The organism is Ruania rhizosphaerae (genome assembly GCF_009805705.1).
GTDB lineage: Bacteria > Actinomycetota > Actinomycetes > Actinomycetales > Beutenbergiaceae > Ruania > Ruania rhizosphaerae.
Genome location: NZ_VSMB01000003.1, coordinates 129614 through 152838, shown reverse-complemented (window position 1 = coordinate 152838; position 23225 = coordinate 129614). Strand labels below are relative to the sequence as shown.

Below are 23225 nucleotides of genomic sequence, written 5' to 3'. Positions count from 1 at the left end.
CCTCTCGTCTGCTCCCGTGGTTCTCACGGCCGGTAGTTTCATGCATTTGCATGAACTTCTGAGAGGGTCAACACAGTGGGTGCGCAGGTATTCCCAGACGACGAGAACAAGGGTGACCGCGATGTCATCGATCTCGTGGATCGCGACGGGTGAGGTCGCCGGAGTCTGCGGCGACTCTGGTCAGGCAGTGATCGCCTGGGCCTGCTCGACTACGGCACTCACGAGCTCAGCGTCCTGCCCCAGCCCGGGTTGCAGAGTCTCCAGCACTGCAGGCACGACCTCGGCGATCGGCCCAGCGCCGGCGGCCTCCTGAGCCGGTCCGGCACCCGGATCGTGCACGGGAGCCCCGATACCGCGCAGGTGCAGCACCCAGCCCGCTAACGTCGTGGCGCAGCCGACGGGGACCCGGCCGGCGGCACGTTCGGCTTTCAGCGTCGGCAAGGTGCGCACCGGCAGCTTCTGGGAACCGTCGTGGGCGATCTGGGCGGTGAGGTGACGCACGCGCGGGTTCTCGTAGCGCGCGATGAGCGCATCCCGGTATGCCTGCACCTCCTCGCGCGGCAGGCTCAGGTTGCGTTCGGCCTCGTCCCAGTACTGGTCCACCCACGCCCGGCACTGCGGGTCGGCGATGGCGGCGTCGATGGTCTCGTGGCCCCGGGCGCTGCCCACGTAGGCGAGCTGGGAGTGGGAACCGTTCAGCAACCACAGCTTGCGGCGCTCGTGCGGGGCGACGTCGTCGACGATCTGCGCGCCGGCGTCCTCCCATCGGGGGCGACCGCCGGGAAATCTGCCGGAGATGACCCACTCGGAGAACGGCTCGGTCGGAACCGGGGCGGCGTCGGTGTAGCCGAGCCGGTCAGCCGCCAGGGCGCGGTCGTCGTCGGTGGTGGCCGGGGTGATCCGGTCCACCATCGAGGTGGCGAAGTCCACGTGCTGCTCGATCCACGGCACGAGCGACTCGTCGATCGCTGCCGCGCCGTCGATCACGAGGGTGCGGGCGACATCCCCGTTGTCCGGCAAGTTGTCGCACGGCAGGATCGTGATCGCCGTCGCCCCGGCCGCACGCCGGGCCAGCAAACCGGCCACCAACCGCATCGGCGCCGAGGTCACCGGTGCCTTCGGGTCCTTGCGCAGGGCGGCCACATCGGCCGCCACATCCTCGGCAGCCAGGTCCAGGTTCCCGACGGCGTCCCTGCGGTACCCGTGTTCGGTCACCGTGAGCGTCACGATCACCACGGCCGGGTCGCGCAGGTAGGCCAGGTAGGCCTCGTGGTCGGCGGCCGGGTGCACGGCCACGATCGAGGAGATGACCTCGACCTCATCGCCGTCCGGCCCCTTCGTGATGAGGGTGTAGAGCCCGTCCTGCGGGGCCAGTGCGTCGGCCTGGTCGGGCCGGCGGCCGGTGAACGCGGCGATCCCCCATCCCTCGGCGTCGGGCGCGTGGTGGGTGTACCAGGCCTGGTGGGCACGGTGGAAGTTGCCCACTCCCAGGTGCACGATCCGCACGGGAGCGCTGGCGGCGGGCAGGCCGTCGAGGCCTCGGGCGAGACGCAGTGTCGTGGGACGTGTCATCAGGACTGCCCTCCTAGCTTGAACACCCTGCGCGGGTTGGTGACCACGAGATCGTGGATGGCTTCGAAGGCCTCGTCCTCGGGCAGCCGGTGCTCGACCACCAGCTCCGAGAGGTAGCCGGCGTCGAGCCGGCGGCTCATATCGTGCCGGGCCGGGATGGAGCAGAACGCCCGGGTGTCGTCGATGAAGCCGGACGTGCGGGAAAACCCGGCCGTCTCGGTCACGGTGGAGCGGAACCTGCGGATCGCCTCCGGAGCGTCGATGAACCACCAGGGCACACCGACGTACACCGAGGGGTAGAACCCGGCCAGCGGGGCGAGTTCGCGGGAGTACACGGTCTCGTCGATGGTGAACAGCACCAGCGTGAAGTTCGGGTGGGTGCCGTAGGCGTTCAGCAGCGGACGCAGCGCGTCGGTGTACTCCACCGCGATCGGGATGTCGCAGCCGACGTCGGGCCCGTACTCCTGCCAGGTGGGTGTGTGGTGGTTGCGGCGCACCCCCGGGTGGATGGTCATGACCAGGCCGTCCTCGCAGGACATCCTGGCCATCTCGGTGAGCATGTGGCGCCGCAAGGCAGTCGTCTCGTCCTCAGTGGCGGCGCCGGCGCGGGCCGCGGCGAAGATCCGGCTTGCCTCCGGCTCGTCGAGGATCACGGTCACGGCGTCGATCACGCCGTGATCGGCCGAGACGGCTCCACGGGAGACGAAGTAGCGTCGGCGGTCCTCCAGCGCAGCGATGTACCCGGAGTAGGTACTGGTGTCGATACCCGAGACTTCACCGAGCCGGTCCACATCCGCCGTCCAGGTCGGCAGCGCCGGGTCGAGGTACTTGTCCGGGCGGAAGGTCGGGACGACGCGAGAGGTGAAGGTCGTATCGGCGGCAAGCGTTGCGTGCTCGTCGAGGGTGTCGCACGGGTCGTCGGTCGTGGCGAGCACCTCGATCCCGAAGGCGTCCATGAGGGCACGCGGCCGGAAGTCCGGTTCGGCAAGCTTCGCGGCGATCTGGTCGTAGATGGCGTCCGCGGTCTCGGCACTGGGCCGCACAGTCACGCCGAAGATGCCGGCCAGCTCCTCCTCGAGCCAGTACCGCACCGGGGTACCGCGGTAGGCGGACCAGTGCGTGCACAGTGCACGGAACGCCGAGCGAGCGGCAGCGTCGTCGAAGCCGTCGCCTGGCTCGCGGCCCACACCCAGGTCGCTGAGAGGGACCCCGTGGGCGTGCAGCATCCGGTTGATGTAGTGGTCCGGGGTGATCAGCAGCGAGGTCGGGTCCCGGAACGGGGTGTCCTCGCTGATCCAGCTCGGCGGCACATGCCCGTGCGGGGAGATGATCGGCAGGTCCCGCACCGACTCGTACAAGCGGCGGGAGATCTCCCGCCGGCTGGGGTCGGCGGGCAGCAGGCGGTCTGGGTGGAGCTCAAGCGGTGGCGTTGTCGTGGACACGCCGCTACGAAACCGGTTCCCGGCGCTGTACAGCAACCCGTTGCCACGAGTTGCCCGGCGGCGACGGCTATCGTCGGAGCATGGGTGAGCGAGACTCCGCGGCCGGCGCGGCACAGTCGCTCGGCGTCGCGCGAACCGCGTGGTTCGACCTGGCCCTTCCCCCTGATGCCGTGCATTTCGGCGTCCCCAGCCTCACTGCCACGATCGTCCTCGCTTTCGATCGACCGACCGATGTCGGGTGGGCTGACGAGGCCGGTCATGGCGAGTTTCGGGTCCTGGTGGCTGGGCTGCACACACGCCCCTCGCTGGTGCGGACACATGGTCGCCAGCACGGGATGCAACTGGCTCTCTCGCCGTGGGGAGTCAGGACGCTGCTCGGCGTACCGCTCGCCACGATCACCCGGCACATCCTCGAGCTCGGCGATCTTCCCGCCGCCCCCTTGCACCGCCTCGTCACTGCCGTGCTGGACGCTCCGGACCACGCACGTCCTGCCATGCTCCGCCGTGGATTGGTGGAGACCGCGGGTGGCCTCGACCGCACCCGATCAACCCGCCCGCGGCCGGAGGTGGTCGAGGCGTGGCGGCTGATCCGGACCAGCCGCGGCACCGAGTCCATCGACGCGATCGCCCGGGCCGTCGGCTGGTCACGGCGCCACCTGAGCGCACAGTTCGGCGGCGAGTTCGGCCTGCGCCCGAAGGAAGCGGCCCGGATCGCCCGGTTCGAGACCGCCCGGGCACTCGCTCACGAGGGCCTGGACCTCGCTACCGTCGCTGCCACCGCCGGATACGCCGACCAGTCGCACCTCACACGCGACTGGACCGCCACGACCGGCCGCGCACCGGCGCGCTCGCTGCGCACCGAGTTCCCGAATGTTCAAGACCTCACCCGAGCTGGTGGCGCACAGTGAGTGCCATGAACACACTTCACACCTGCTTTCGTGCCCGAGATGCCCGCACCCTGATCGCCTTCCTCGAGGCGATCGGTTTCGAACGCGCCCTCGTCGTCGACGGACCGGACCAGACGGTCGAACATGCTCAGCTCACCTGGCGGGGAACCGGCGGCGTCATGCTCGGCAGCATCCGCGGGGACGGCAGCGTCCTCGACCAGACTGCCGGACATGCGGCCGCCTACCTGGTCACGGAACACGACCATGACGTCGATGGCTGGTTCGCACGTGCCGTGGCCGCCGGCGGCCGGCCCGAGCAGGAACCGGCCGACCAGGACTTCGGCGGCCGCAGCGCCTCTGTGCTCGACCCCGAAGGGAACTTCTGGAGCTGCGGGTCCTACGCGGGCGAGAGACCGCACTGACGCGAGAGACCCAGGCAGGTCGTCGGCCCACGTGCATCACACGCGGTGAGCCTCACCCCGCCAGGGAGCGGACCCGCCGACGCTCCACCAACACCCCCAAGGGTCGCTCATCACGTACCTCGGTGCCGTCCTCGATCCAGCCGTGCCGCTCGTAGAAACGGGCGGCACGCTCGTTCCCGGTCAGCACCAGGAGGTAGGCGCGCCGGTATCCCGCCTCACGGAGCACGTTCTCGGCGGCCCGGATGAGCGCGTGACCCACCCCGGTGGACCAGTGTTCGGGGTGGGCATACAGCGCGTAGAGCTCGCCTGCACCCGTCCAGGCCTCGTCACGGGCCGCTCCGGCCACCGCCCAGCCAACCACCGAGCCGCGCTCGTCCACGGCAACCAGCTCCGCGTCGCAGGTGCGCGACTCCCAGGCCGCATCCCGGCGCTCGGCCTCACGTTCCGGGTCCTGCCGGTCGAGCATCTCCTGCGGCACCAGACCGGTGTAGGCGGCACGCCAGCCCGCCACCCGCAGTTCGCTGATGGCCCGAACATCCGAGCGAACGGCGTGTCGTACCTCGACCATCGCACAAGAGTACGAGGTGACCACGCGACGCGCCCTGACAGCCAGCCCGATCCAGGCGTTCACCGGACACCCCGGCCGTTGGAATCCCGTTGCGGCATTCGAAGCCCGTCACAACCCCCGGAGCGGGATTCGAATGCCGCACCGGGATTCGAACGCGCTGGGTGGGCCTGCCACCTGCGAGCGCTCAGTCCCGCGCCGGGCCGGTCGATTCCCGCACGATCAGCCGCGTGGGCAGCCGGATGGGATCGGTCGCCCGGGACCGGGCGCCCGCGGCGAGTGCGATCGCGTTCGACGCCCCGGTCTCCCCCAGCGCCCGCAGCGGCGCCGCCACGGTCGTCAGCGCCGGAGTCACCAGCTCCCCGACCGGAGTGTTGTCGAATCCGACGACGCTGACATCCTCCGGAACCCGCACCCCGGACGCAGTCAGCCGCCGGACGATGCCGATCGCGACCATGTCGTTGTAGGCGACCACAGCGCTGGTGCGGTGGTCGTCCCAGTCGACGACCGCCGTCTGACCACCTGCGACCGTCGGGGCGACCGGCCCGACCCGGCGTAACCGGATTCCCAGGTGCTCGGTGGCCAACCGCAACCCGCGCCAGCGCATCCCATCCGCCCACGATGCTTCCGGGCCGGCCACATAGGTGATCTGCCGGTGACCGAGCTCGGCGAGATGCTCGGTGATCCGCCGCATCGCCGGTTCGAAGTCCACGAGCACCGACGGGACCCCCGGCACCTCCCGGTTGAGCACCACGAGTGGTTCAACCTTGGCGATCTGCCGGATGGCGGCGTCGGACATCCGCGAGCTCGTCAGCACGATCGCATCGACCGATCCCTGCGCGCGATCGACCATCGCACGTTCCTTCTCGGCCGACTCCTCCGTCTCAGCCAGCAGCAGGGTGTACCCGTCGCGTTCGCACGCCCGGCCCGCCCCACGCACCACCTCCGCGAACACCGGGTTGGTCACATCGGCCAGCACCAGCGCGAGCATGCCTGTGCGCGTCGTCGTCAGCGCACGAGCCTGGGGGTTGGCGCGATACCCCAGTTCGGCCGCGACGGCCCGGATCCGCTCGGCGGTCTCCGCGCGCACTCTGCCCGGTCGCGAGAACGCCCGGGAGACGGTCGAGGGCGCGACCCCGGCCGCGGCTGCGACGTCGTAGATGGTCGTCTGCCGTCGCTCGCCCTCACTGACCACTGGCCCACCGTAGGCGGCGGCAACAACAAGTGGCAACCGCTTGCCGCCGCCGTCTCACGGCCAGTTGCCTGGATGGCATGTGGACTCTCTCCGGATTCGTCGACGAGATCGATCCCGACTTCGACACCCAGGTGGAGGTCGCCACCGCGCTCGGGCTCACGCACATCGAGTTCCGCAGCGCCTGGGGCACCAACGTCCTGGCCCTCAGCGACGCTCAACTGGCGCGGGTGGCGGACACCCTGGCCGACGCCGGCCTGAAGGTCTCCGCCATCGGCTCCCCGATCGGCAAGATCGGCATCGGCGACGACTTCGGCCAGCACCTGGACGCGATGAAGCACGCCGCCGACGTCGCCCACCGTCTCAAGGCGCCGTACGTCCGGCTCTTCTCGTTCTTCCTCAACGGTGCCGAGCCGGCAACGGTACGTAGCGAGGTGCTGCGCCGGATGGATGCGCTCGCGACCGTGGGCGCCGCCGAGGGTCTGGTGCTGCTGCACGAGAACGAGAAGGAGATCTACGGCGACATCCCCTCCCGGTGCCACGACATCGTCACCACCGTCGACAACGACCACCTGCGTCTGGCCTGGGACGCGGCGAACTTCGTCCAGTGCGGTGTGCGCCCATTCACCGACGGCTACGAACTCCTGCGCCCGCACACCGCCTACGTCCAGATCAAGGACGCGCTGCTCGCGGACGGCACCGTTGTCCCCGCCGGCCAGGGGGATGGTGAGGTGGCCGAGACCATGCGCGCCCTGGCGGCCGATGGCTTCGACGGGTTCTTCTCCCTCGAACCGCACCTGAGCGCGGTGGGAACCTTCGGTGGTTTCTCCGGCCCGGAGCTGTTCACTGAGGCACACCGCGCGTTCACGTCGCTGCTGGACGCCGAGGGCATCGCCTACGCGTGAGCACACGAGCACACCAGACAATGGGCACCGTGACACCCTCCGGTACTCCTCATCCCACGGCCGCCATCGTCGGCTGCGGGGACATCTCCCCCCTCCACGCCGAGGCACTGACCGCCCTGCAGATCCCCGTGGTCGGGGTGTGCGACGTCTCCCCCGTCCGGGCGCAGGCACTCGCGCAACGACTGGGCACTCAGGCCTACACCAGCGCCCAGGAGCTGCTCGCACAAGCCCGCCCGAGTGTGGTGCACGTCTGCACCCCGCACGCCGAGCATGTGCCCGTTGCCCTGGAGGCCCTCGACGGCGGAGCGCACCTGCTGCTGGAGAAGCCCGTTGCCGAGTCGGTCCCCCAGGCGCAGCGCCTCGTCGAGGCCGCCGATGCGGCCCAGCGCCGCGGCGTGCGCTCGGGCGTGGTCTACCAGAACCGGTACAACCCACCCAACCGGCGCCTGCACGAACTGATCACCTCCGGAGCGCTCGGCGCCGTGTACGGGGCGAGAGCCGCCGTCAGCTGGCATCGCACACCCGAGTACTACGCAGCCAGGCCCTGGCGGGGAACGTGGGCCCAGGCCGGCGGCGGGGTGCTGATGAACCAGGCGATCCACACTCTCGATCTGTTGCTGTGGCTGCTCGGTCCAGCCACGTCTGTCACCGGCCGCGCGGCCACACACCTGCTGGGTGAGGCGATCGAGGTGGAGGACACCGCCGAGATGCTGCTCACCCACGCCGGTGGCGTGCGGTCGGTGCTGCACGCCACGAACACCTACCCGCTGAACGCCCCGGTCACGCTGGAGGTGCATGCCGAGCTGGGCTCCGCCGTCATGGCCGGTGATCTGACCGTGCAGTGGACCGACGGACGCAGCGAGAACGTCACGGCACAGCGCGCCGGTTCCGGACGCAGCTACTGGGGAGACTCCCACCGGCTGCTCATCGAGGACTTCTACGCCCGGCTGGGTGATCGCGACCCGTTCTGGATCGGGATCGACGACGGCGCCGCCACCGTGGCCGCCATCGCGCAGGTCTACGACGCCTCCCCCGATCTGCGCGGCCGGGCACCGATCTCAGGGTGAGACGGGCCAGCACCCTGGCCGCTGACCTGGCACGATCGGCACCGAGCCCGCAACCATCGACAAAGGATCGCAACAGATGACCTCCTCCGCTCACGTCGGCGTCGTCGGCCTGGCCGTCATGGGACGCAACCTCGCCCGGAACTTCGCCAACAACGGCTACACGGTGGCGCTGTACAACCGCACCACCGCCCGCACCGACGACCTGATGGCCGCGCATGGCAAGGACGGAGACTTCGTCCCCTCCACCACCATTGAAGAGTTCGTGGCCAGCCTGGAGCGGCCCCGTCGCATCGTGATCATGGTGCAGGCCGGCGCCGGTACCGACGCCACGATCGAGGCCCTGCTGCCGCACCTCGAGGAAGGCGACATCGTGGTGGACGGTGGGAACGCCCACTACGAGGACACCCGCAAGCGCGAGGAAGCACTGCGTGAGAAGGGCCTGCACTTCTTCGGTGTCGGCATCTCCGGTGGTGAGGAGGGCGCCCTGAACGGGCCTTCGATCATGCCCGGTGGCTCCAAGGAAGGGTACGAGGCGATCGGCCCCCTGCTGGAGACCATCGCCGCCTCCTACGACGGAACACCCTGTTGCACCTACATCGGCCCCGACGGTGCCGGTCACTTCGTGAAGATGGTGCACAACGGTATTGAGTACGCTGATATGGAGTTCATCGCCGAGGCGTACGACGTCCTCCGTGCCGGTGGCCTGAGCGTGCCGGAGATCTCCGACGTGTTCCGCGAGTGGAACACCGGTGACCTGGACTCCTACCTGATCGAGATCACCTCGGAGGTGCTCGATCAGACCGACGCCACCACCAGCAAGGCACTGGTGGACGTGATCGCCGACTCTGCCGGGCAGAAGGGCACGGGCCGGTGGACCGTGCAGATCGCTCTCGAGCTGGGCGTGCCGGTGAACACGATCGCCGAGTCGGTCTTCGCCCGCTCGGTCTCCGGTCATCTGGACTTGCGTGCCGCCGGCCGTGAGCACCTGAGCGGCCCGGCCCACTCGTTCACCCCGGAGGACAAGGCCACGCTGATCGAGGACGTGCGCCAGGCGCTGTGGAGCGCGAAGGTGGTGGCCTACGCGCAGGGTCTGCACTTGATCCGGTCTGCGAGCGAGCAGTACGGCTGGAACATTGACGTTGCAGCTGTGGCAACGATCTGGCGCGCGGGGTGCATCATCCGTGCCCGCCTGCTGGAGCGGATCCGCTCCGAGTACGCCGCCGGCCAGCTTCCCACGCTGCTCGCCGCCCCGAGCATCGCCGCCGGGTTGGCGGACGCCTCCGACGGTACTCGCCGGGTCCTCGCCCGGGCGTTCGAGGCCGGGGTGCCGGTACCCGGGTTCGCGGCCGCCGTCTCCTACTACGACGCTGTCCGGGCCGAGCGGTTGCCGGCCGCCCTGATCCAGGGGCAGCGGGACTTCTTCGGTGCGCACACCTATCAGCGGGTGGACGCCGAAGGCACCTTCCACACCGAGTGGTCCGCCGACCGCTCCGAGACCAAGCTGGACTGACGTATGACCGCTCCAGGAACCACCCCGACGGCGGACGGCGCGAGCATCGCCTCAGCGGCGTCAACGGCCTTCGCCGACGCCATCGCGGGTGGGCACCTGGATGCGGATGCCCTCCAGGTAGCCGACCACGTTCGTGCCGGCGTCCGGGGTCAAGGCCCCCTCGGGGTGGCCTACTCCGGCGGCGTCGACTCGGCGACGTTGTTGGCCCTGGCCGTGCACGAGCTGGGACCGGGGCAGGTGGTGGCGGTGCTCGGCGTCTCCCCCAGCCTGGCCGCCGAGGAACGGCTCGCGGCGCACGACGTCGCCGGGCACATCGGCGCCCGGGTGATCGAGGTCCACACCCGCGAGGGCGAGAATCCCGCGTACCAACGCAATGGCCTGGACCGCTGCTTCCACTGCAAGGACGAGCTGTTCAGCCGGATCTCCGATGAGGTGGTCACCGCACACGGACTCGGTGCCGTGGCCTACGGGGAGAACGCCGACGACGCCACTCGCCCCGACCGGCCGGGTTCGCAGGCCGCGACGAACCACCGGATCCTGCGTCCGCTCGCCGACGCCGGTGCCTCGAAGGCACAGGTGCGGGCGATCGCGCGGGCGTTCGCCCTGCCGTGTGCGGAGAAGCCCGCTGCTCCGTGCCTGGCTTCGCGCATCCCGCACCATCAGAGCGTCACGCCCGAGAAGTTGCGCCAGGTGGAGCGGGTCGAGGCGGGCCTGCGCGCGCTCGGATTCAGCGACTGCCGCGTACGACACCACGGCGAGGTCGCACGGATCGAGCTGGTGGAAGGCGAGCTCGAACGAGCCTGGGCCCCCGAGATGCGGGCCGAGGTGCACCTGCTGGCACGGGACAGTGGATTCGCATTCGCCGCCGTGGACGTGCGCGGCCTGCAATCCGGGGCGTTCTCGCTCACTCTGCTCGGCACGGAGCATGCGGCATCGTGAGCACAGACCCACCAGCTGCACCTGCTATACCCGCCTCACTGGCCGCCGTGTCCGCGTTCGCGAATCTGGACCAGGACCGGATGGCGCGCCGCGGCTACCCCGAGGCCGTCTACTGCGCCGGGAAGACTCCGGACCAGGTGCACGCCATCGCCGCCCGCATCGGAGCCGGCGCGGGCGCCGCCAGCGCAGCTCGCGGTGGAACCACCACCCTCTTCACCCGGGCGAACCGCGACCACGCCGCTTCCGTCCTGGCCGCACTTCCCGATGCGGCCGACTACCCCGACGCCGGCCTGCTGGCGTGGCCACCGCACCCACCCGACCCGACCGGTGGCATGGTGCTGGTGGTCACGGCCGGAACGTCCGATCTAGCGGTCGCACGCGAAGCGGAACTCACCGCGGGCTATCTGGGACGACGCACCGATCTCATCGCCGACGTGGGGGTCGCGGGTCTGCACCGGATCCTGGCGCGGCTGCCCGAGCTCCGGGCCGCCGATGTGATCGTCGTCGCAGCCGGCATGGACGGCGCCCTGCCCAGCGTCGTGGCCGGGCTCGTGGAGGTGCCCGTGGTGGCCTTGCCGACCTCGGTGGGCTACGGGGCCGCTTTCGACGGCCTGGCACCGCTGCTGACCATGCTCAACGCATGCGCTCCTGGCGTCGCGGTGGTCAATATCGACAACGGTTATGGTGCCGGCCATCTGGCCGCACAGATCGCTCGTCACCCGCGGCCGGACACCACCGACGCTTCAGCGATCCACAGCCCGTGACCGGCGAGCGCTCACTCCACGTGAACAACCCGCTAGAATCTCCCGCATCCCTGCACCGTGCAGGGCTCAGACAGGATGGAGACCATGGCCGCCACCGGCGACTATGACAGTACCGGCTCTTCCACGACGGACTCAGCATCGGAGTCCGACTCATTGGAGGGTCATAGACCCTGGCCCAGCGGCGTCCTGACGCCCGGGCATCCCTCGCGTTCGTTCACGGGCCACCTTGAGCAGGTACACCCGTGACCGAGATCCTCTTCCTCATTCTGGCAATGGCGCTGGTGGCGGCATGCGGCGCATTCGTCGCTGCCGAGTTCGCGTTCGTCACCGTCAACCGGGCCCAGGTGGAGGCCGACTCCGCTGCCGGTGACCGCGGCGCCACCCGGGTACTGGGCGCCCTGCGCACCCTGTCCACCCAGCTCTCCAGTGCCCAGCTGGGCATCACGGTCACCAATCTCGGGATCGGCTACCTGGCGGAACCATCCATCGCTCGGCTCCTGCAGGGACCGCTGGGCTCAGCCGGTCTCAGTGACACGGCCACCCGGTCGGTCTCACTGACGATAGCGATGCTGCTGGCGACGGCCGTGACCATGATCGTCGGGGAACTCATCCCGAAGAACCTCGCGATCGCTCAACCGCTGCGCACCGCCAAGGCGGTCGTGCGTTTCCAGCGCGGATTCACCTGGGTCAACACCTGGCCGATCCGATTCTTCAACGGCACTGCCAACCGGATCCTGCGACTGATGGGTATCGAACCTCAGGAGGAGCTGGCCTCGGCCCGGTCTGCTGAGGAACTCTCGGCGCTTGTGCGGCACTCGGCTCGCGAAGGGGTGCTGCCCGAGGACACCGCCGAGCTGGTCGAGCGCTCACTCGCCTTCGGTGACCGGCGTGCACGCGATGCGATGACCCCGCTCTCGCAGGTCGTCAGCATGCGCCCGGACGACTCGCTGACGGATCTGATCTCCGCTGCCAAGGCGTCGGGGCACTCCCGCTTCCCGGTGATCGAGATGGTTCAGGACAACGGGCACACCGACTCCCGGGTCGTGGGACTTGCCCACGTCCGCGGAGCCCTCTCGGTACCCTTCGACAGTCGAGACGACGTTCCGGTCTCTCAGGTCCTGACCGAAGCGACCCTCGTGCCCGACTCCCTCGAACTCGACACTCTGATGGACGATCTACGCGCCGGAGGGCTGCAGATGGCCGTCCTGATCGACGAGTTCGGCTCCCCCGCCGGCCTGGTCACACTGGAGGACCTCGTCGAGGAGATCGTCGGCGAGGTCCGCGACGAGCACGACGAAGACGAACCGGAGCCCGTGGCTGAGGATGACGGCTCCTGGACCATCCCTGGGCTCATGCGAGTGGACGAGGTCAGCGAGCTGATCGACGCTATCCTGCCCGAGGACGAGGCCTACGACACTGTCGGTGGCCTGCTCGCAGATGAGCTGGAGCGCTTGCCCGAACCCGGTGACCAGATCGAGCTGACGGTCGACCGGGACGACGAGCCCGGCCGGGTGCAGGTGCTCTTCGAGGTGGTCAGCCTGGACGGGCACCGGGTGGAGCGGGTGCGCGTCACCCTGACGCCGATCGATCCGGACGCAGAGGACGCCGAACCCTGCACCGAAGAAGCGGAGTCGGCCGAGGATGACGGCGAACACGTGGATCAGCGGTCCGAGCGGACGGGGGTGGACCGATGAGCGACGGCGCGACAATCGTTCTCACGGTGGTGCTGCTGGCCCTCAATGCGTTCTTCGTGGGCTCTGAGTTCGCCCTGGTCTCCGCACGCCGGACCAAGATCGAGCCGGCGGCGAAAGAGGGCAAGCGGGTTGCCCGCATCACCCTGTGGGCAATGGAGCGAGTCTCGCTGATGATGGCCGGCGCTCAGCTGGGCATCACCATCTGCTCGCTGCTGCTCCTGCAGGTCAGTGAACCCGTGATCGCCCATGCGATCGAAGGGCCCCTGCTGGGGATCGGCGTGGGCGAGGCACTCGTGCACCCCATCGCGTTCGCGGTGGCCTTCGCACTCATCACGTTCCTGCACGTGGTGCTGGGCGAGATGGTTCCGAAGAACATCGCCCTCGCCGGGCCCGAACGCACGGCGATGGTGCTGGGTCCGTTGCTGGCCGGCCTGGTACGGGTGCTTTATCCGATGCTCTGGCTGCTGAACCAGATCGCCAATCTCGCGCTACGGCTGATGCGGATCGAGCCCAAGGACGAAGTGGCCAGCGCATTCACCCGGGACGAGGTGGCTGGGCTGGTTGCGGAATCCCGCAGTGGCGGCCTGCTCGAACTCAACGACGAACGCCTGTTGATGGGAGCGTTGCAGTTCGCCGATCGCCAGGTCTCCAGCGTGCTGCTGCCGGTGCATACTGTGCGCACGATGCCCGAGGGCATCACCCCGGCCGGCGCGGAAGCGGTGTCCGCCGGGGGGTTCTCCCGCTTCCCGGTCAAGCGCGCCGACGGCAGCCTCTCCGGGTACGTCCACATCAAGGATCTGCTGGAGACTGACCCGCTACGCCGCGACCGGCCGATCGAATCGGACTCGATCCGGACGATGCCCGTGGTGGCCGCCTCCGACTCGCTGCGCACCGCACTGGTGACCATGCAGTCCGGCGGGGCGCACCTGGCCGAGGTACGAGACGGGCAGACCACCCTCGGTGTCGTGGCCCTGGAGGATGTGCTCGAAGAACTGGTCGGGGTCATCCGCGACGACTCCCGGCGTCCGGCGGCCGTTCGACATCATGGCGTGCGACCCGGAATGCGCCAGCCGCGTCAGGCCTGACGTCAGAACACCAACAGCCAAGCCTCTCCCAGGCCGAAGGCGGCGGCCGCGATCACCGCCAGGTACCAGATCACCGTCAGTAGCCAGCGGTTCGGCACCACGAAGTCGCGCAGGCCTGCAGGCACCGGTAGCGCCCCGTTCTGCATGCAGCGCGCCACGGTGTGCACGAAGAACGGGATCACCACGAGCCAGACCACCAGGCAGTAGGGGCACAGGGCCCCGATCTGGGTGATCGCCTGGTACTGCAGCCAGGTGACGAAGCCGATCCCGAAGGTGGCGCCGGCAAGGAGACCGCGCCAGTACCACCGCGGAAGGCGGGCACGTCCGAACAGCATCATGCCCGTAGCCAGCACCACGGGGAAGGCGGCCATCCCGATGATGGTGTTGGGGATCCCGAACGCGCTCGACTGCCAGCTGCCGAGGAACATCCCGCAGCCGATCAACGGGTTCAGGTCGCAGGCCGGCACGTAGTCCGGGTCGGCGGTGATGCGCAGGTAGTCGAGCATGAGTTCGATCGCAGCCAGCAGACCCAGCACCCCGGTGATCACCGCGAGAACGGCGTACTCGCGTCCCGACCCGCCCGCGGCCACGTGCGAATCGACAGCCTCGGCCGCCTGCCCGTCCTCCACCAATGAGTCGTGCTGGTCGTGCTCGTCGTCTGCGCTCCGCTCGGCGGAGTTCTGCGTGCTCACTCCCCCAGTATGTGCCATCATCCTCACTCCTGGTCGACGTCCACGTCCGCGTACTCCGGCGGCAGCTCGGGCCACGCACGCCACTCGGAGATCTCGGCGCTGGTGTCGGTCCCGATCGTCAGCAGCCGGTAGTGGGTCATCAGCCCGGTGTCGGTGTCGAACCGCAGCACCGTCATCACCGCCGGGTTGTTGAGCGGGCCGATCGTTGGCGTGCCGTGCCCGGCACCGGCGGAGCTGGCGGAGAGGTACTGCACTCCCCAGCCGAGTGGGCGCGGACCGAGCTGGCGATGCAGATGGCCGGAGATCGTTGCTGCCGCGCAGCCCGCCTCGGCCGCCTGCCGGCCCGCATAGGGGCTGTGCACGAGCAGCACATCGATGCCCTGGCCCTGCTCAGCGAGGTCGCAGGCCGTCCGCGCGAGCCGGTTCCCCATCGCGTTGATGGTCTCCTCGCGTTGCGGCCGGGTCGGGGCGCCGAGGGAAGTCAGGGTGGGGTCGGTATCGCCGAGGATCCGTAGGCCCGCGACCTCGACGGCGTCACCCTGCAGTGCGATCCAGCCGTTCGCCTCCTCCTGCGCCGTGGTGGTGCGGGAGTCGTGGTTGCCGTCGGCCACCACGACCGGGACTCCTTCCGGAATCCCTGCAGCGAAGGCGTTGATGCAGTACGACTCCACGGATGTGCCGCCCATCACGGTGTCGCCGGCGTTGAGCACCAGGTCCGATTCCGAGGCGGTGACCGCCGCACCGATGACGTCCGCCATCCCGATGTTGCAGTGCAGGTCGCTCACCAGCAGCGCCGTGGTCACGGCTGACTCATCTGCGGGTTCCGGGGCGGCTGCCTCAGTCTCGGCGCTGGCGGGCTCACCGTCGCCAGGATCGGCGATCTCGGGCGTCGGCCCTCCTGGGTCATCCTGGCCGTCTGGGTCGTCGGAACTGCCTGTGCTGTCTGTGCTGTCGGTACTGTCATCGCTGCCTGGGCTCGCCACGTCGACCGGGTCGGGTGCGAGCGGGTGCGGGTCGGCTGCATAGGCCGCGAGCAGATTCTCCCGCGCCGCGGCGTAGAAGCTGGTGTTGTCATCAATCGCCTCGACGACGTAGGTGCCGTAGTGGTCCACCAGCGTGGCGAGCCGACCGGTGATACGCGCGTCTTCGAGCGGCGTCCCGGCGAGGATCGTCGAGGTGCGGCCCACCCCGCCGGAGGTACGTGTCAGCTCGATCACCGGCACGGACACCAGGACCGCGGTGAGAGTCACACTCAGTGCCGGCACTCCCGTCCGTGACCAGGCGCTGCGCACGGCATCGCGCAGCACCCCGTGCGCGGCCAGCCGTCCCAGAGCCACCGTCACCAGCAGCACGCTCAAGAACAACACCGAGCGTCCGACGGCGTCCGTCACCAGGCCTTGGACGGCGTCATCGATCGCGGCCTCGGGATTGGCGAGGAACTGGGTGTAGCTCTCGAGGTCGGCTGTCAGTCCCGCCACCGGGCTCGCGCCCGGAGCTGTCAGCTCAGCAGGGATCTCCTTGACGATGACGTCCGCACCCAGGTTCAGCGGGAGTGGTGAGTCGATGATCAGCGCGCCGAGCGGACCCATGTCCACCCGGACCTCGCCATTGAGGCGCACCGAGTACTGCGCGGCGTGGGGGCCGAGCGAGCCGGTGTAGGTCGCCGTGAGTACGCCGATGAGCACGCTGACCAGGGCGGCGACGAGGACGGCTATCGAGGCACGGATGGTGCGGCGGGTCATGGGGCGCAGCCGGTGCCACCATCCGACGCGCCGCTCGGGCTCTGTCACTGGTAGCTCACGAACTCGGGCATGGGTTCCACGGCCATGACCTCGGCCGAGTTCATGCGCGGGTCGTCCTCGTCGTAGAACACCTTCCACCCCCAGTGGATCCCTGCCGGCGCACCGGCGCGCACGCTCTGCCAGGTGTCCTGCTTCTGCTCGGGCGTACCGAATCCATCGGCATGGATGACGATCTCCACCTCCGGCCGGGACGTGAGCAGGTCGGACCGGTCGGTCACCATGCTGGTGCGGAACTGATGGATCATCACGATCTTCTGGGGCAGGCGCTGCTCACGGACGTAGTCGGCCACGTACGTGATCACGTCGTTCACCTCGGCTGCGGACACCGAACCGATACGCTCCCCTGGCAGTTCATCAGCGGTGATGCGCCACTCCGGATCGAGTGCGATACCCACGTGGGGGTAGTCAAGCAGCTCCTCGTACTGCTGGACCTGCTCCAGGAAGGTCGCCCGTCCCGGCTGGAAGTCCAGCACCACGTACTGACCTGCCTCGGCGGCCGCCTCGACCAGCGGCACGAAGCCCTCCGCGGGCCACTCCTGCGAGTAGTTCCCGTCGCCTCCCGCGGCCACCGTCGCCACGGTGACGATGATCTCCAACGTCGGGACCACGACGTCCTCGGTGTGCGCCTGGTAGGCGCTGGCAAGCTGTGCCGCGCGGTCGATCGTCTCTGAGGTTCCTTGCTCCCCGAGAGCGCCGAGCACCTCGGTGTGCGGGCTCCCATACAGCCCGACGTACCTGGCGCTGTCGAAGGCGAGCTGGCCGCCACCGGGCAACTGCGTGCCCGAGAGCGCCGTCTCCGCCTGCCACTGGAACGTCTCCGGATCGCCGAAGCTGGTACCCAGTCCGACGACGGCCTCCGTGTCACCGACGTCGGCCAGCTGCGCCGCCGAGGCCCGCGGATCACCTTCGAGGACGGTGACCGTGGCACCGGCCGCTCGTGCAGTGCCGACGGCTGCCAGCTGTTCCGGTGCCCCATCGGCAAGTAGCTGAATCCCCTCGACGGGCTCACCGGTGAGCAGCGCGGGCATGTGCCCCGCAGCATCGGCAACCCCGGCGGGGCCGGAGACCACGGCACCTCGCGCCAGATCCGCGAGTGAGTGGACATCAGCGCCGCTCCCGGCGGGAGCGTCCGTGAGATCGATACCAAGCAATTCGCCGGCGGCACTCGTCTCCGCAGGAACGGGCTGGACGTTCATGCTGGTCAGATCGATCCCGGTGAGGTCGACCTCGCCGACGGGTAGCAATGTCGTGGCGGACAGCCGGAGCAGCTCCTCGCCGACGCCGGGGTTATCCTCGCCTGTAAGGAGGACCGGCGCTCCCAGCGCGACCGCAAGCGAGGCCGCCCGCGCGATCGCGGCCTCGTCATCGGCCGGGGCGAGCAGCACCGCCTGGGCCTGCGTGAACAACTCGCGACTGGCGGTCAGTGCCAGCGGAACAGCCTCATCGCCTGTGACCAGCGTGCTCGCGCTCCCAGGCAACTGGGCAACGGCAGCGGGCTGCGGATCCGGCGGAGGTGAACTGGGACCGGAGTCGATCTCCATCGAGCCGGTACACCCGGCCAGAGCGGCCGCGAGAGCCACGCTCGCAACCACGGCGGCAAGTCTGCGCAACTGTTCCCCCCGGCATGGGTCAAGGTCCGCCCGTGGCGGCGCGAACCTCTCACAGTCTACGTCGTCGTCACCTCGACGACGCCATCTCAGAGCGCACCGGGGCGTCCCGTCCCGAACTGGCTCCGACTCACTGGCCGGATGTCTCCTCGGCGTCCTGGTCGCCGTGGTGCCGGTCCTTCCTGCGGGAGTCGCCGTTCGGGGACCCGCCACTGCGAGGCTCACCACGCTGAGAGTCCGGGCCCGCAGCCCCGCCCTCACGCTCCTTGGCTCGTTCGGCGGCCTCCCGCGCCACCTGGGTCCGTGCCTCCTCGGCCGCTTCCTCACGCTGACGCCGTGCGCGGTCGGTCTCCTTGTTCTTGGCAACCGTGCCACGCAGTGCGCGGACCTCCTTGCGGGAACGGCGCCACCGCAGTAGCAGCAGGATGAGCACGGTGGCGACGGCTGCCGATCCGAGCGCCCCGGTATAGGTGGCACCGGTGAACGAGGGAGCTCCGATCTGCATGTCGATCTTGGCGTCCAGCGCGGCGGTCGTGCTCGCCACGTCGATCGCGATGGTCAGCACGAGCGGAAGGGTCAGGAGTAGGGCGACGCCACCGATGATGAGGCGGGTGCGCCACGGGCGATGCCACCGGACAGCGATGAAGCCGATCGCGACGGGCACGAGGGTGAAGACGGCCCCGCAGAGCAAGCCCACGAGCACCCCCGCACTCGCCACTCCCCCGACCCACCCGGTCACCACCGCCGCCCACCAGCCCGGCAACAGCGCACTGCCGAGCACGAAGAGCACGATCGCGAGCAGGACGGCGCCGCTGACCGTCGTGACGGTCCGGATCCACGCCGGTGGGGCACCCGAGGCAGGCTTCGCTTCGCTCATGGTCCCATCCTGGCAGCAACTGCGCGTCGCGTCTCAGGGGAGATCACCGCGGACCGGAATTGCTCGTCGATCTGGCTGTGGGTGGCCCGGACCCGCAGCCAGATCGACGAGCGCGAGCAGCGGTGCGTCACACCAGGGAGTCCTGCCACGCTTGATGGAGAGCCGCGTACCGTCCGGTACCACCGATGAGGTCCTCGGGCGCACCATCCTCGACCACGCGCCCCTCGCTCATCACCAGCACCCGGTCGGCGATCGCCACTGTCGACAAGCGGTGGGCGATGATGATCGCCGTCCGGTCGGCCAGCAGCGTCTGCAACCCTCGCTGTACGAGTCGCTCACCGGGGATGTCCAGCGAGCTGGTCGCCTCGTCCAGGATGAGGACGGCAGGGTCGGCGAGGAACGCCCGGGCGAACGAGATCAGCTGCCGTTGCCCGGCACTGACGCGGCCACCGCGCTTGTTGACGTCGGAGTCGTAGCCCTCGGGCAGCGCGGTGATGAAGTCATGCGCACCCACCGCCCGGGCTGCCGCCTCGATCGCTGCATCGTCGGCGTCGGGGCGGGCCAGGGCGATGTTGTCACGCACCGTGCCCGAGAACAGGTACGCCTCCTGCGTCACCATCACCACCGCTCGCCGGAGATCCCGCATCGTCACCTCCCGCAGGTCCACGCCGTCGAGCAACAGGCGGCCACCGGTGACGTCGTAGAAGCGAGACACCAGCTTCGCCACCGTCGACTTGCCGGCCCCGGTCTGCCCCACCAACGCCACCGTTTGCCCGGCCGGGACGTCCAGGTCCAGGTCGGGCAGCACGACGCTGTCTTTCCCGTAGCCGAAGCGCACGTGCTCGAAGCGGAGGTGACCGGACGCCGTCGGGAGCGGAACGGGCCGTTCAGCCTGACGTACAGTCGGGACCTCCTCCAGCAGCCCGGAGATCTTCTCCAGCGCTGCCGCGGCGGACTGGAAGGAGTTGTAGAACATCGCCATCTGCCCCACAGGCTGGAAGAACCGCTTCGTGTAGAGCAGGGTCGCGATCAGCACGCCGACCTCGAGCTGTCCGTCCAGCACCCGGAAGGCGCCGAACGCCATGGCTACCGCCACGGTCACATTGCCCGTGAGCTGCAGGGCCGGATCGTAGATGCCGTTCAGGCCCATCGTGCGCGCGTTGTTGTGCCGGTACTCCTCGGTGAGATCCGCGTAGGTCCGGTTGTTGGCGTCCTCCCGGCGGAAGGCGTGGACCGCACGGATCCCGGTCATCGTCTCGACGAAGTTGACGATCAGCCGGGCCGAGGCGACACGCGAGATCCGGTACAGCACCTGAGAACGCTTCTGGAACCAGCGGGTGATCAGCCACACCGGGATCACGGCCACCAGCAGCACCAGACCCGCCTGCCAGTCCAGGAGGAACAGCGAGATCCCCACGAACATCATGTAGAGGAAACCCGACGCCAGCGAGGTGATACCCGAGTCGAGCAGCTCCTTGAGCGCGTCCAGGTCAGCGGTCTGCCGGGAGATGATACGCCCCGAGGTGTAGGACTCGTGGAACTCCAGACTCAACCGCTGCGTCTGACGGAACACGCGCTGACGCAGGTCCAGCAGGATCGACTGACTCACCCGAGCCGCGAGGCGGATGTAGCCAGCGGTGGCCGCACCAGCCACCAGGGCGGTGACGACATACACGGCCCCCGTCAGCACCGCCGGGCCCCAGGAACCGTCCTGGGCTGCTGGGATCCCGACGTCGATGGCACGTGCGATCAGCGCCGGGCCAGCGGCCTTCGCCGCCTGCGCAGCGACCACCAGGACGACCGTGAGGACGAACAGCCGCTTGAGCGGAGCGAGCAGACTGCCCAGCAAGCGCAACGATCGCCTGCGCACGAGGCGGGAGTCGGCCCGGTCGAGGTGGCTGTTCTCCTCGTCGGTGACCCCGCGCGGGGTGACCGGAACGGCGCGCATCAGAACCCCACCTCCGCAGAGCGCGTGCTCGGAGGCACCGCCGCGTCCTCCGGCCCAGCGCTGACCGGATCGACGAGACTGGAGATGACGAACCGGTAGTGCTCGTGCGTGGCCAGCAGGTCGGTGTGGGTCCCCACCGCGCTGATACGCCCGTCCTGGAGCACGGCCACCCGATCGGCGAGGGCCACCGTCGAGGGTCGGTGCGCCACCACGAGCGTCGTGGTGCCGGCCAGTTCCTGGCGCAGTTGCGCCGTCACCGCCTCCTCCGTGGCCACGTCCAGCGCAGAGAGCGGGTCGTCGAGCACCAGCACGCGGGGCCGGGCTGCCACCGCACGGGCGAGCGCGAGCCGCTGCCGCTGACCGCCGGAGAGGCTCAGGCCTTCCTCCCCGATGGTGGTGTCGACGCCGCGGGGAAGAGCATGGGCGAACTGGGCTTGCGCCACGGTGAGCGCGCGCTGCAGGTCCTCCTCGCCGTCATGTCCCTGCGGTGCGCCGAGGAGGACATTCTCGCGAACGGTCGCCGAGAACAGTGTGGAATCCTCGAACGCGATCGAGACGATCTCACGCAGGTGGTGGCGCGAGTAGTCGCGCACGTCGACACCGTCGATGCGCACGGTACCGGCAGTGACGTCGAACAGACGGGGCACGAGCGAGATGAGGGTCGACTTGCCGGAGCCGGTGAGGCCGACGAGTGCCATCGTCTCCCCCGGGCGGATCTCGAGATCGATCCCGTCGAGGACTTCGGTGCGTGGACGTTCGCGCGGCCGGTCCGGGTCTCGCCAGGTCTGGTCCGGTGTCGGCTCATCCGGGTAGGAGAAGTGGACACCGTCGAACTGAACCTGCCCGCGCACCTCGTCCGGGCGCCGGGGGTGCTCGGGGTCGGCGACCGTGTTCGGGCTGTCGAGCACCTCGAAGTAGCGGTCGACGGCCGTCTTGGCGTAGAGGGTCATCGAGACCAGGTGCCCAAGCTGTTCGACCGGCCCCGCCACCACGACGGCGGTGGCGAAGAACGCGACCAGGTCACCGACGCTGATCTGCCCTTCGATGGCCAGCCACACACCGGCGAGCAGGCACAGCCCCAGCATCACCTCCGAGATCGCGGTGATGGCAAAGGTGAAGGCGCCGAGGGTACGGGCCTTGTTCATCTCGGTCCGGCGCAGCTGGTCTGCCTGCACGGAGAAGTTCTGGTACGCCTCACGGCCGCGCCCGAAGGCCTTCAGGACCCGGATCCCGTGGACCGACTCCTCCACCGTGGTGGCGAGGTCACCGGCCTGGTCCTGGCTGAGCCGGGAGATGCGCCGGAATCGGGAGGAGAACCGGTAGGAGAACCAGATCACCGGCAGTGCACCGGCCAGGTAGGCGATGCCGAGCCAGCCCCCACCGTGGACCATCAGGCCGATACCGACGGCGATCGTGGACGTGTTGACCACGAGCATCACCAGACCGAAGGACAGCCACCGTCGCAGCATGCCCAGGTCCGACATCGAGCGGGAGAGCAGCTGCCCACCGGGCCACTGGTCGTGGAACGCGCTCGGCAGGTCCTGCAGGTGGCGGAACAGGGCGAGCCTCATGCTCGCCTCCACCTTGGTTCCCGGGATGAGGATGAAGGCACGGCGGGCGGCGATCAGCCCGGCCTCCAGCACACCGAGGCCCAGGACCAGAGCGATCGCCTGCCAGATGCCGGTGCGGTCGGAGCTTCCGACGGCACCCATCAGCGGGCCGTCGACGGCCCAGCGCAGGGCCTGCGGGATCCCGAGGGCACACAGGCTCGCACCCAGCGCGCAGAGCATCCCGGCGACGAAACGCGGGATGGCCGGCCGGAAGAACGGATAGAGCCGGGCGAGCGTCGCCACGACTGCGGTGCTCGGTGGCAGCGCACTCGGCTCCATCGGTGTGGAACCGGGGCGGGCGGAAGACGAGGCGCCTGCGGTGGCGCCTCCTGCGGAATCCGCGGTCTCGGTTGCCGTGTGGCCGGCCGAGTGGGAAGGCGAGTCGGTTGAGGTGTCGGTCCTGTTGGTGGATGGGTCGGTGCGTTGCCGGCCGGGATGGTCAGACGGCATGAGCGGAGTGGGCCTCCTCGAGGTCGTCGTCGAACGCCCGGCATCGGCCGCGTCAGCCTGTACCTGTACCCGTGAGCGCCGGTCCCCCACCTCGGAGAACGCTGTCCATCTTACTCCTGGGTTCGGCCCAGCAGGAGGAGCAACGCCAGGGACTGCGACGGCGGGCTCGCCCACGGTGCCTCAGACGGGAGCGGC

At 69.3% G+C, this 23225-nt stretch carries 19 protein-coding genes; 9 read left to right on the top strand and 10 right to left on the bottom strand.

What is annotated here, in order from left to right; translation table 11 throughout:
* Nucleotides 1-180 precede the first annotated feature (180 nt).
* The gene (locus FV560_RS06185; RefSeq protein ID WP_159620574.1) at nt 181-1572 is read right to left on the bottom strand and encodes a mannitol dehydrogenase family protein; all 1392 of its coding nucleotides are present in this window, start codon (nt 1570-1572) and stop codon (nt 181-183) included.
* Nucleotides 1572-3014, bottom strand: coding sequence for a glucuronate isomerase (uxaC, locus tag FV560_RS06180; RefSeq protein ID WP_159620572.1), 1443 nt, complete (start codon nt 3012-3014; stop codon nt 1572-1574). Before uxaC ends, FV560_RS06185 begins: the two co-directional genes overlap by 1 nt.
* 80 nt (nt 3015-3094) lie before the next feature.
* On the opposite strand from uxaC, the gene FV560_RS06175 reads away from it, so the two are divergent.
* Both FV560_RS06175 and FV560_RS06170 read left to right on the top strand, forming a co-directional pair.
* Complete coding sequence (locus tag FV560_RS06175) at nt 3095-3922, top strand: helix-turn-helix domain-containing protein (RefSeq protein WP_159620569.1); 828 nt, start codon at nt 3095-3097, stop codon at nt 3920-3922.
* A gap of 5 nt (nt 3923-3927) precedes the next feature.
* A complete protein-coding gene (locus FV560_RS06170) occupies nt 3928-4323 on the top strand; it encodes a VOC family protein (protein WP_159620567.1) in 396 nt (131 codons plus the stop codon).
* A 52-nt stretch (nt 4324-4375) separates the two neighbouring features.
* On the opposite strand, the gene FV560_RS06165 is transcribed toward FV560_RS06170, so the two are convergent.
* Together FV560_RS06165 and FV560_RS06160 are read right to left on the bottom strand one after the other, a co-directional pair.
* Nucleotides 4376-4891: a GNAT family N-acetyltransferase gene (locus FV560_RS06165; protein WP_159620565.1), complete on the bottom strand. Its 516-nt coding sequence runs from the start codon at nt 4889-4891 to the stop codon at nt 4376-4378.
* 184 nt (nt 4892-5075) lie between these two features.
* The gene (locus FV560_RS06160; RefSeq protein WP_159620563.1) at nt 5076-6083 is read right to left on the bottom strand and encodes a LacI family DNA-binding transcriptional regulator; all 1008 of its coding nucleotides are present in this window, start codon (nt 6081-6083) and stop codon (nt 5076-5078) included.
* A gap of 77 nt (nt 6084-6160) precedes the next feature.
* On the opposite strand from FV560_RS06160, the gene FV560_RS06155 reads away from it, so the two are divergent.
* The 7 genes from FV560_RS06155 (at nt 6161) to FV560_RS06125 (ending at nt 14044) form a co-directional block, all read left to right on the top strand.
* Nucleotides 6161-6985, top strand: coding sequence for a sugar phosphate isomerase/epimerase family protein (locus FV560_RS06155; protein ID WP_159620561.1), 825 nt, complete (start codon nt 6161-6163; stop codon nt 6983-6985).
* Between the two features lie 29 nt (nt 6986-7014).
* The gene (locus tag FV560_RS06150; protein WP_200837552.1) at nt 7015-8052 is read left to right on the top strand and encodes a Gfo/Idh/MocA family protein; all 1038 of its coding nucleotides are present in this window, start codon (nt 7015-7017) and stop codon (nt 8050-8052) included.
* 76 nt (nt 8053-8128) lie between these two features.
* Nucleotides 8129-9562: an NADP-dependent phosphogluconate dehydrogenase gene (gene gndA, locus FV560_RS06145; RefSeq protein ID WP_159620559.1), complete on the top strand. Its 1434-nt coding sequence runs from the start codon at nt 8129-8131 to the stop codon at nt 9560-9562.
* Nucleotides 9563-9565: 3 nt separating this feature from the next.
* Nucleotides 9566-10501: an ATP-dependent sacrificial sulfur transferase LarE gene (gene larE / locus FV560_RS06140; RefSeq protein WP_159620557.1), complete on the top strand. Its 936-nt coding sequence runs from the start codon at nt 9566-9568 to the stop codon at nt 10499-10501.
* Nucleotides 10502-10548: 47 nt separating this feature from the next.
* Nucleotides 10549-11265 carry a nickel pincer cofactor biosynthesis protein LarB gene (gene larB, locus FV560_RS06135; RefSeq protein WP_275401890.1) on the top strand — a complete coding sequence of 239 codons (717 nt, stop codon included), beginning with the start codon at nt 10549-10551 and terminating at the stop codon, nt 11263-11265.
* 242 nt (nt 11266-11507) lie between these two features.
* Entirely contained in the window at nt 11508-12959 is a 1452-nt protein-coding gene (locus FV560_RS06130) for a hemolysin family protein (RefSeq protein ID WP_159620555.1), read from the top strand.
* On the top strand, nt 12956-14044 hold the full coding sequence (locus FV560_RS06125) for a hemolysin family protein (protein WP_159620545.1): 1089 nt from the start codon (nt 12956-12958) through the stop codon (nt 14042-14044). The genes FV560_RS06130 and FV560_RS06125 overlap by 4 nt, the downstream gene beginning before the upstream one ends.
* Nucleotides 14045-14046: 2 nt before the next feature.
* Here the strand turns inward: FV560_RS06125 and FV560_RS06120 are convergent, their stop codons facing one another.
* The 6 genes from FV560_RS06120 to FV560_RS06095 all read right to left on the bottom strand — a co-directional run bounded on the left by FV560_RS06120 (nt 14047) and on the right by FV560_RS06095 (nt 22859).
* A complete protein-coding gene (locus FV560_RS06120; protein ID WP_159620534.1) occupies nt 14047-14736 on the bottom strand; it encodes a vitamin K epoxide reductase family protein in 690 nt (229 codons plus the stop codon).
* Between the two features lie 23 nt (nt 14737-14759).
* The gene (locus FV560_RS06115) at nt 14760-16478 is read right to left on the bottom strand and encodes a metallophosphoesterase family protein (protein WP_159620532.1); all 1719 of its coding nucleotides are present in this window, start codon (nt 16476-16478) and stop codon (nt 14760-14762) included.
* A gap of 44 nt (nt 16479-16522) precedes the next feature.
* Complete coding sequence (locus tag FV560_RS06110) at nt 16523-18130, bottom strand: hypothetical protein (RefSeq protein ID WP_159620530.1); 1608 nt, start codon at nt 18128-18130, stop codon at nt 16523-16525.
* Nucleotides 18131-18275: 145 nt separating this feature from the next.
* Nucleotides 18276-19022 (bottom strand): hypothetical protein, encoded by a 747-nt coding sequence (locus FV560_RS06105; protein WP_159620528.1) that lies wholly within the window; start codon nt 19020-19022, stop codon nt 18276-18278.
* A 127-nt stretch (nt 19023-19149) separates the two neighbouring features.
* Nucleotides 19150-20970: an ABC transporter ATP-binding protein gene (locus FV560_RS06100; protein WP_159620526.1), complete on the bottom strand. Its 1821-nt coding sequence runs from the start codon at nt 20968-20970 to the stop codon at nt 19150-19152.
* Complete coding sequence (locus FV560_RS06095; protein ID WP_159620524.1) at nt 20970-22859, bottom strand: ABC transporter ATP-binding protein; 1890 nt, start codon at nt 22857-22859, stop codon at nt 20970-20972. Before FV560_RS06095 ends, FV560_RS06100 begins: the two co-directional genes overlap by 1 nt.
* Nucleotides 22860-23225: the final 366 nt, after the last annotated feature.

What these genes read in the sequence shown, in the direction of transcription:
- FV560_RS06185 (WP_159620574.1), bottom strand. Translation starts at nt 1,572, where the DNA reads ATGACACGTCCCACGACACTGCGTCTCGCCCGAGGCCTCGACGGCCTG.
- FV560_RS06175 (WP_159620569.1), top strand. Translation starts at nt 3,095, where the DNA reads ATGGGTGAGCGAGACTCCGCGGCCGGCGCGGCACAGTCGCTCGGCGTC.
- FV560_RS06170 (WP_159620567.1), top strand. Translation starts at nt 3,928, where the DNA reads ATGAACACACTTCACACCTGCTTTCGTGCCCGAGATGCCCGCACCCTG.
- FV560_RS06165 (WP_159620565.1), bottom strand. Translation starts at nt 4,891, where the DNA reads ATGGTCGAGGTACGACACGCCGTTCGCTCGGATGTTCGGGCCATCAGC.
- FV560_RS06155 (WP_159620561.1), top strand. Translation starts at nt 6,161, where the DNA reads ATGTGGACTCTCTCCGGATTCGTCGACGAGATCGATCCCGACTTCGAC.
- gndA (WP_159620559.1), top strand. Translation starts at nt 8,129, where the DNA reads ATGACCTCCTCCGCTCACGTCGGCGTCGTCGGCCTGGCCGTCATGGGA.
- larE (WP_159620557.1), top strand. Translation starts at nt 9,566, where the DNA reads ATGACCGCTCCAGGAACCACCCCGACGGCGGACGGCGCGAGCATCGCC.
- FV560_RS06125 (WP_159620545.1), top strand. Translation starts at nt 12,956, where the DNA reads ATGAGCGACGGCGCGACAATCGTTCTCACGGTGGTGCTGCTGGCCCTC.
- FV560_RS06115 (WP_159620532.1), bottom strand. Translation starts at nt 16,478, where the DNA reads ATGACCCGCCGCACCATCCGTGCCTCGATAGCCGTCCTCGTCGCCGCC.
- FV560_RS06105 (WP_159620528.1), bottom strand. Translation starts at nt 19,022, where the DNA reads ATGAGCGAAGCGAAGCCTGCCTCGGGTGCCCCACCGGCGTGGATCCGG.
- FV560_RS06100 (WP_159620526.1), bottom strand. Translation starts at nt 20,970, where the DNA reads ATGCGCGCCGTTCCGGTCACCCCGCGCGGGGTCACCGACGAGGAGAAC.
- FV560_RS06095 (WP_159620524.1), bottom strand. Translation starts at nt 22,859, where the DNA reads ATGGAGCCGAGTGCGCTGCCACCGAGCACCGCAGTCGTGGCGACGCTC.